The sequence below is a fragment of the Microbispora sp. NPDC046933 genome, from assembly GCF_040644635.1.
Lineage (GTDB): Bacteria > Actinomycetota > Actinomycetes > Streptosporangiales > Streptosporangiaceae > Microbispora.
In genome coordinates this window covers 1-2,580 of the sequence record NZ_JBEYWW010000096.1, presented here as the reverse complement: position 1 = coordinate 2,580, position 2,580 = coordinate 1, and the positions used below count along the sequence as shown (strand labels likewise).

The 2,580-nt window shown below is 38.3% G+C and carries 1 protein-coding gene; it reads right to left on the bottom strand.

Going from position 1 to position 2,580, the window contains the following annotated elements; genetic code table 11:
* Nucleotides 1-518 precede the first annotated feature (518 nt).
* Nucleotides 519-2,381, bottom strand: coding sequence for a heavy metal translocating P-type ATPase (locus ABZ857_RS43995; RefSeq protein ID WP_058212530.1), 1,863 nt, complete (start codon nt 2,379-2,381; stop codon nt 519-521).
* Nucleotides 2,382-2,580 lie beyond the last annotated feature (199 nt).

The following is a 2,580-nucleotide window of genomic DNA, read 5'->3' as shown; positions in this document are numbered from 1 at the left end:
AGACGGTCCGCGGAACGGTGTTTAAATTATTCCCTAATTTTGCCTGTATAAAATTAAAAGATCAAATCCATTAGTCACTTTTTGTAAGCGTCCTTCATCCATAAAATGTTTGAAGTGCTCTGAAAACGACATATACCTTCTTACCTGATAATCCTCCTATCTAGTAAATGTGCGAGTTTCCCTTTTTTAAATAATTGTCATTTGGAACTCACTATCTATTTTTATAAAAAAGTTATATTGAGATAGCTATCAAAGCTTTTAAATAAGTTCAAATCCCTAACTTGCTACATTGCCTGCGATAGTCTACTTCACGACCTCAAATTCAATCTCGTATTGAACGTCCCTATTAGCAAGGAAAACTTTAATTGTAAAGATTCTAGAAGCCATCGAAAATGTCTCGATGATTTTATCAAATTATTTTTGATAAAGTTATTATAAAATTTATTGATACCAAAAAATTAATTCCTCTCAAAAAAAAAGAAAACAAACCGCGTAAATTTTGGTTTGTTTCCATTCTTCTATTTCTCTCGATACCTAATCAGTCGCATGCCATTGACAATGACGATGAGGATACTAGCTTCGTGGACGAACATACCTGTTCCCATGTTGACGAAACTAGGTACTAAGCCTGTACCTCCAAGGATTAGACTAGCCAGTAAAAAGAGCACAACTACAATCGCAATCACAATATTTTGTGTCATGTTGGCAACCGTGCGTTTACTTAAACCATATGCGTGGACAAGTTCATCAAAACTAGACTTCATTAGCACGATATCGGACGTTTCAATCGCAGTATCAGTACCAGAACCCATTGCGATACCTATATTAGCAAGTGCCAAACTAGGAGAATCGTTGACACCATCACCGATAAAAGCAATTTTTTTACCAGAGTTTTTGAGTGATTTGACAACTTCAGCTTTTTCTTCAGGCATGAGATTGGCACGTACTTCATCGATGCCGAGTTGGGCGGCGACTGCTTTAGCTGTTGTCTCGTTGTCTCCAGTCAGCATAATCATACGAGAAATACCTTCGTGGCGTAGTTCTTCGAGGGATTCTTTGACACCAGAACGTATTTCGTCCGCAATACCATAAATTAGTTGCAATCTGTTATCAGCTGCGACCAAAACAACTGATGCACCTGAATCAGTGATTTCTGTGATGTCCTGTTTCTGCTCGGGAGAAATCGTAATATGATTAACCACCATCATTTTTTCATTACCAATCAATAGGTTGTCTGCGATGATTCCCTGTCCTTTAACAACGTCCGTTTTTTCAAATTTGATAGGATTGAATTTTCCGATCATGCGTACAACTGCCGTTGCTAATGGGTGATCAGATTCATTTTCTGCTGAAGCAACTGCATCAATCAATTCTTTTGAAGCACCATAATTTTTGACAACAACAACTTCTGTATTGCCTTTCGTCAGAGTACCCGTCTTATCAAACAGAAGCGTATCAATGTGACTGAAGGTATTCATAACATCACCTCCCTTGATAAGGACGCCTCTTTTTGCACCATTCCCGATTCCTGCAACATTTGAAACAGGTGCACCAATCACGAGGGCACCAGGGCAACCAAGTACGAGAATCGTGATGGCTAGTTCTAGATTATGACTAAAAACCCAAGTAATAGCTGCAATAACAAGTACCGCTGGCGTGTAATACTTAGCAAAGCGGTCGATGAATTTCTCAGCAGGAGATTTGGTATCTTGGGCTTCTTCGACAAGTTCAATAATTTTACCAAAGGTTGTATCTTCGCCGACTTTTTCTGCTTCTACGTAAATTGTACCGTTTTCTAAGATAGAACCTGCAAAAACTTTGGTACCAGCTTCCTTTCTGATTTCACGTGATTCACCTGTGATACTGGCTTCGTTGACATAGCCAGATCCTTGGTAAATACGACCATCAACAGGAACTTGACGTCCGGTTTTTACTAAGAGTTTGTCGCCAATTTCAACTTCATCAATGTCCATTTCTTCGCCATCAGCAGATAGGGCTGTGCTGGGTGCCATATTCGTGAGTTCTTTGATACTTGATCGCGTTTTTTCAAGCGTTTTTTTCTCCAAAAATCCACCGAAAGCGAAGAGAAAAGTGACAATTGCTGATTCTTCATATTCACCGATGAACAAAGCACCGATAACTGCAATAGAAACTAGCAGGTCAATCGAAATTTGTTTCACTTTGATTGCTTGATAGGCATGAATTGCAACAGGTATAAAACCGATAATACTTGCAATAATCATTGTCGAATTCCAAATCCATATTTGATTTACACCATATTTACCAAGGTATCCGAGTACAATGAGAATGGCTGAGAGGATAACCAAGTGATTACTGTGTTGTTGAAGTCGTTTTTGAAAGTTCAGTGTTATTTTTGCCATATTTTCTACTTCCTTTAATTTTCTTTATGATACTAGTATAGCGCTACCCTTATAGATAAAAATTGATAACTATCAAGAAAATAAAAAGTATAACTTACTAGACTTTATTAACATAAAGGTAAGGTCTGTCTGACGATTCCTGCGGAAAGTTTTGGCAACTGCAGTTGCCAAATTGTTGTAGGCGTGCACATATGGGCGA